The 5,628-nt window shown below is 33.1% G+C and carries 4 protein-coding genes and 2 pseudogenes; all 6 read left to right on the top strand.

Going from position 1 to position 5,628, the window contains the following annotated elements; all coding sequences use genetic code 11:
- The first annotated feature begins 640 nt into the window (after positions 1–640).
- A complete protein-coding gene (locus tag ACIQ7L_RS28055; RefSeq protein WP_400573492.1) occupies positions 641–1,354 on the top strand; it encodes a response regulator transcription factor in 714 nt (237 codons plus the stop codon).
- Complete coding sequence (locus ACIQ7L_RS28050; RefSeq protein WP_400573490.1) at positions 1,344–2,387, top strand: sensor histidine kinase; 1,044 nt, start codon at positions 1,344–1,346, stop codon at positions 2,385–2,387. Before ACIQ7L_RS28055 ends, ACIQ7L_RS28050 begins: the two co-directional genes overlap by 11 nt.
- A gap of 63 nt (positions 2,388–2,450) precedes the next feature.
- Positions 2,451–3,371 (top strand): ABC transporter ATP-binding protein, encoded by a 921-nt coding sequence (locus tag ACIQ7L_RS28045; protein ID WP_400573488.1) that lies wholly within the window; start codon positions 2,451–2,453, stop codon positions 3,369–3,371.
- The gene (locus ACIQ7L_RS28040; protein WP_400573486.1) at positions 3,364–4,101 is read left to right on the top strand and encodes an ABC transporter permease; all 738 of its coding nucleotides are present in this window, start codon (positions 3,364–3,366) and stop codon (positions 4,099–4,101) included. Before ACIQ7L_RS28045 ends, ACIQ7L_RS28040 begins: the two co-directional genes overlap by 8 nt.
- 76 nt (positions 4,102–4,177) lie before the next feature.
- Positions 4,178–4,267: pseudogene (locus tag ACIQ7L_RS28035) on the top strand (undecaprenyl-diphosphate phosphatase); the annotation flags it as partial.
- A gap of 348 nt (positions 4,268–4,615) precedes the next feature.
- Positions 4,616–5,358: pseudogene (locus ACIQ7L_RS28030) on the top strand (nucleotidyltransferase domain-containing protein).
- Positions 5,359–5,628 lie beyond the last annotated feature (270 nt).

Genomic DNA, 5,628 nt, shown 5'->3' with positions numbered 1-5,628 from the left:
AGGATCAAACTCTCCAATAAAGTTAGTTTGTCTAGCATCATAAAATAAAAATTGACGTTTCACGTTGTTTGTTTCGTTCAGTTTTCAGAGAACTCATTTGTCGCGCTTTGCTTTGTTGCTATCAGCGACTCATATAATATTACACCTCTATATGGTAATAGTCAATGGTTTTTCGGATTTTTTTCATAACGATATTTAATTCTTCTTTTTACATTACTGTAGTACGAAAAATACACTATTGAATCCTTACTAAACAACTACACTGTTCCTTCCTCTTAATCTATTTCTCCAGTGAGCTTTTTTCTATATAAGCACAAATTGAAAAATCGACATAAAACCTTTCTTTTTAGATGGGAGAGAGAATCCGGCCATGCATAGAAGCGGTCAGATCCTTTTCCTACCCCATGCCAAGTGAAAACAAAGAGAGCAAACGAGTGCAGGTCACTTTTTGTTCTTTATAGCTGTGACTTATATGCTGGAAAATCAAAATGGATATATATACATTCAATAAATTCTATTCCTTTCCCCAAAGCTAACACCCTTATTTTAACAATTAATAGTATATAATAAGATAACTATTGTATTTCTCTTTACCAAAACCATAATACAAAACAAAATCCTATTAGAAACAGGTGAAAATATGGAAGATATCCGTGTACTTATAGCAGACGATGAAAAAGAAATACGAGATTTATTAAAAAAATATCTAGAACGAGAACTATATACAGTAGATATCACTATAAATGGCGAAGAAGCTCTTCGCTTATTTGAACAAAACAAATATAACCTCATTATATTAGATCTTATGATGCCTAAAGTTGATGGTATCGAAGTATGTAGAAGACTTAGAAACAAAACAAATATCCCTATATTAATGCTCACTGCTAAAGATCAAGAAGTAGATAAGGTTTTAGGCTTAGGCATAGGTGCAGACGATTACATTACAAAGCCTTTTAGTATCAATGAGGTAGTCGCTAGAGTAAAAGCTCTTATGAGGCGCTTTTTAATATTAGGAAGTAATGCTAACACGCAAGAAAAAACAGTCCTAACATTTAAAGGGCTAACAATTGATGTGAAAAAGTACACAGTTAACGTAGATGGACAAGACATACCTTTAACCGGGAAAGAACTTGAATTATTAAAGTTTTTCGCTTCAAATCCTGAACAAGTTTTTACGAAAACGCAACTCTTTCGCAATGTTTGGGACAGTAACTATATAGAAGATGACAATACAGTTATGGTACATATTAGAAAGCTTAGAAAGAAAATAGAAATTGATCCCTCAAATCCTAAGTTTATTCAAACTGTATGGGGAATTGGATATAAGTTTGTAGGTGAAAAGGATGAAGAATGATAAAGTTCTGCATCTTCTTCTATTGCAACTTTTAGCAATCACAGCACTTCTATTTATAGATATGAGTAACAATCAATTAGGAACAGGAAGATTAGCCTTATTTATTGTCCTCTTCACTATAACAATCAGTCTTTTCTTTATAAGGCTTCATTTTATCAAAAGCCGAAAATCCATGGTTACCGGATTAAGACGTGCTATTAAAGGAAATACACACGCAAGACTCTATACAAATAACGACCATTCATTGGACGAAGTAGTCTTTTCTACAAATGAATTAATAACCGCACTAGAAAAAGTACAAATTGAAGCTGTAAAATCTCAAGAAGCTAGAAAACAACTCCTATCTAGTATTTCGCATGATATTCGGACACCCCTTACTTCTATTATTGGCTATGTTGATGCTTTAAAAGATGATATTGCTGCTTCAGAAGAAGAGAAACAAGAATATCTTGAAATCATTTCAAAGAAATCAAGCAACTTAAAACAATTAGTTGATGCAATATTTAATATGGCCAAACTAGATGCAGATGAATTTCCATTGAAGGAAGAGCCTCTCAATTTTGCTGAGATTGCTAGAGAATCTTTAATTGAGTTTTTACCTGAGCTATCAAAACATGATATAGAGTTACAAGTTAGTATCCCAGAAACAACTTGTCCTATTATAGCGGATTCCCTTAGTCTTATGCGAGTTATAGGTAATCTCATGAAAAACGCTATATATTACGGAAAGGCCGGACAAACAATAGGAATCGAACTTCTAGAAACAATGAATGAATATCAGTTACTCATTTGGGATAAAGGACCTGGAATTTCAACAGATGATCTAGAGAACGTGTTTGAGCGAATGTACCGAAGTGACCAATCCAGGAACTCTTCGCATGGTGGAAGCGGCCTAGGACTCGCTATTGCGAAAGCTCTCGTAGAAAAAAACGGCGGACAAATATGGGTAGAAAGTATGCCGTGGAAAAAGACCACCTTTGGCTTCTCCATCCCAAAACAAATCGCTTTTAAGAAACAGTTAAGAAATGATTAAGCAGCAGTTAAATCCTCCTTTTTATCATGTAATTAAGAACTTATGAAAAGCAGGTGTTTCAAAATGAATGCAATTATAAAGACAACAAGTCTCACTAAAATTTATGGCAAACAAAAATCGGTAGATAATCTCAATATAAATGTAAATCAAGGAGAGATTTACGGCTTTATCGGACGAAATGGTGCGGGTAAAACGACTACAATTCGAATGCTGCTGGGGTTAATAAAACCTACAAGCGGAAAAATCGAAATATTCGGGGAGGATTTTTTTAAGAATCAAAAAGAAATTTTAAGAAGAATCGGCTCAATCGTTGAAGTTCCAGGTTTTTATGAAAACCTTACTGCAAAAGAAAATTTATTAATTAATGCCAAAATCATTGGAGTTCACAAAAAAAATGCGATTGAAGAGGCATTAGAAATTGTAGGACTAGAGCATGAAACAAAAAAGCTAGTGGGCAAATATTCCTTAGGAATGAAACAACGATTAGGAATCGCAAGAGCCCTTCTCCATTATCCAGAATTATTAATACTAGATGAGCCAACTAACGGTTTAGATCCAATTGGTATTAAAGAAATGCGAAAGTTGATTAAATCCTTAGCAAAGGAAAGAAATATAACGATATTAATTTCTAGCCATATTTTAGCTGAAGTCGAACAGCTAGTCGATCATATGGGGATTATTCATGAAGGGAAGTTATTAGAAGAGACTTCTCTTGATTCACTTCGAAAACTAAATCGTAAATACTTGGAATTCCAAGTAAATGACGATAATAAAGCTACGCTGCTTTTAGAGAAACAATTTCATATTTTTGATTATGAAGTACATGATGAAGGACATATTCGCGTTTATTCCCATTTCGGACAACAAGGACAGATTAATACACTCTTTGTTCAAAACGATATTGAAGTATCAAAGATTATGATGAGCGAAGACAGATTAGAAGATTACTTCACCAAATTGGTTGGAGGTGGGACAATTGGTTAATCTACTATATGCGGAACTATTAAAGTTAAAACGTTCTAATATGTTCTTGATTAGTATTATTGGCGCAGCTGTAGCACCTTTTATGGTAGTAGTTGGATCATATATACACATAAAAACAAAACAACCCGCTCAAACTATTCTGTTTACTAGTTTATTTACTGAGGCCCATCTATATACCCTTTTAGTAATTGGGGTCCCTCTATACGGAGTTGTCACCGCTTATCTCTTTAACCGTGAGTACACAGAAAACACATTAAAAAATTTATTAACTATCCCTGTATCACGTATTAGCTTTATCATTAGCAAGTTCATTCTCCTTTTTATTTGGATTATGATATTGACTATGATTTCTTGGGGATTAACTCTACTATTGGGGCTATTAGGAAACTTTCCTGGCCTAAGCAATTTATTAATTCTACAATCTTTCATGAAGTTCTTGATAGGCGGCGGATTTCTTTTTATCTTATCCACTCCTATTGTATTTTTAACTCTTATAATGAAGACTTATGTAGCACCTATTATATTAACCATCGTTATTACAATGATAAATGTTATGACCGCTAATTCAGAACACAAAGATTTATTCCCTTGGGCAGCAACAATAGATATCGTAAATAATAAACTACAACCGACGTATCCACCAGAATATTCTTATGTTATCATTGCCGCCACAGCTATTATCGGCTTTCTCGCAACAATATTCTATTTTAAAAAGGTTGATATCCATTGATTGATAAAGATGGTGTGATTCTCCCTATGTCTCTGTCTATCTACAACATTTTCATTTAAATAATAGGAGTGAAATTATGAGCGATACAATTATTACCTTCATACTCGGTATTGTAGAAGGACTAGCCGAATTCTTACCTATCTCTTCTACTGGGCACCTTATATTACCGGACACTTATTAAAAAGCTGGAAGTATTTAAGTGTAGATGATATCCCAATGTTTGCAGTAGTAACTTTTCTAACACTCCTCCCGAAAATATGTTTACTATCTTCGTATGGCTTTAATTATAAGACAATACTCTATACCTAACTTAAACCGATATTTAGGAATATCGGTTTAGGTTACTTATTATCTCGAATAAGGGGAACAATTTACGAAAAATTATGAAGAGAAATGTAAAAAATACTTAGATACCAAAAACATCTATGCAGAGCATCTTATCCTTTCTATGAGAAGGAAAATCATTTTATATCTCGAACGTCTTATTAAGTACAATTAAATCCGGAGGGTTAAAATGATAGGAAACCTTTCATTCATTAATTATGAACAACATCAAAAATTAGTCCGAACAATCTCAAATGATTGTATCGCTAAAGATGAAATTATTGGGTTAATGCTTATAGGTTCTGTTGCAAGAGGAGATGCTTACCCTGACTCCGATTTAGATTTATACTTTCTTTTAGAAAATGGACATAATAAAAAATTCCATTCTAAGATTAGAGGAAATATTTTAATTGAATATAAATATGCAGACTTTAATCAAGTTCAATTAAACTTTGATAACAATCCAATGGAATTATACTCTTTTTTAGATGGCAAAATTTTATTTGATAATAAAGGGTTCCTAAAGCAATTAACGCGGATAGCCCAACAAAAATATAAGGATTATTATATTTCTGAAAATAAAATAAAATAAAAGGCATTTCTCATTGGTTAAATAGTTCACTCATTAAGATCAATGCTGCTCTGAAAGTAAATGATGTATTAAAAGCTTCATATATATTGAACACATCAACTTGGATAATGTTAGAAGGTATATGGGCTGTAAACAACAAACCAATACCTCCTTCTGGCTCTGTTTTGGTACATATTAAAGAATTATCTAATCGACTTACTAATTTAGATGACTTGCTTAATAAAGTGTTCTTAGGTAATACGACGGAACGTATCAATTCAGCGATCATAATTATTGAGTGGGTTCTATTGAATTTAAAACAGCAAATAGACAATTCCTTATTGAGCGAACGGATGCGTTAAATTCAACAAGGAGTATTTTAACACCCTCCAAATAATCGGATCGGCGTTTTCAGTTTTTATAGATGAGGATATAGTTTTTATAAAAAGGAGTACTGTCACATTTGGCGATTGTCAATATGTTAAAAATGAATGATGAGCAGGTTATTCTTACACGAAAATAAGTACTATGTTTAGTAAACACAAAAAAACCTAAGTCGAAACGACTTAGGTTTTTGCTTGGCGACGTCCTACTCTCACAGGGGCAAGGCCCCAACTACCATCGGCGCTAGA

Origin of the sequence: Bacillus sp. NPDC094106 (assembly GCF_044764345.1) — a bacterium.
In the GTDB taxonomy this organism is placed as follows: domain Bacteria; phylum Bacillota; class Bacilli; order Bacillales; family Bacillaceae_G; genus Bacillus_A.
The sequence above is the reverse complement of the archived record's forward strand: the minus strand, read 5'-3'. Positions and strand labels throughout refer to the sequence as shown.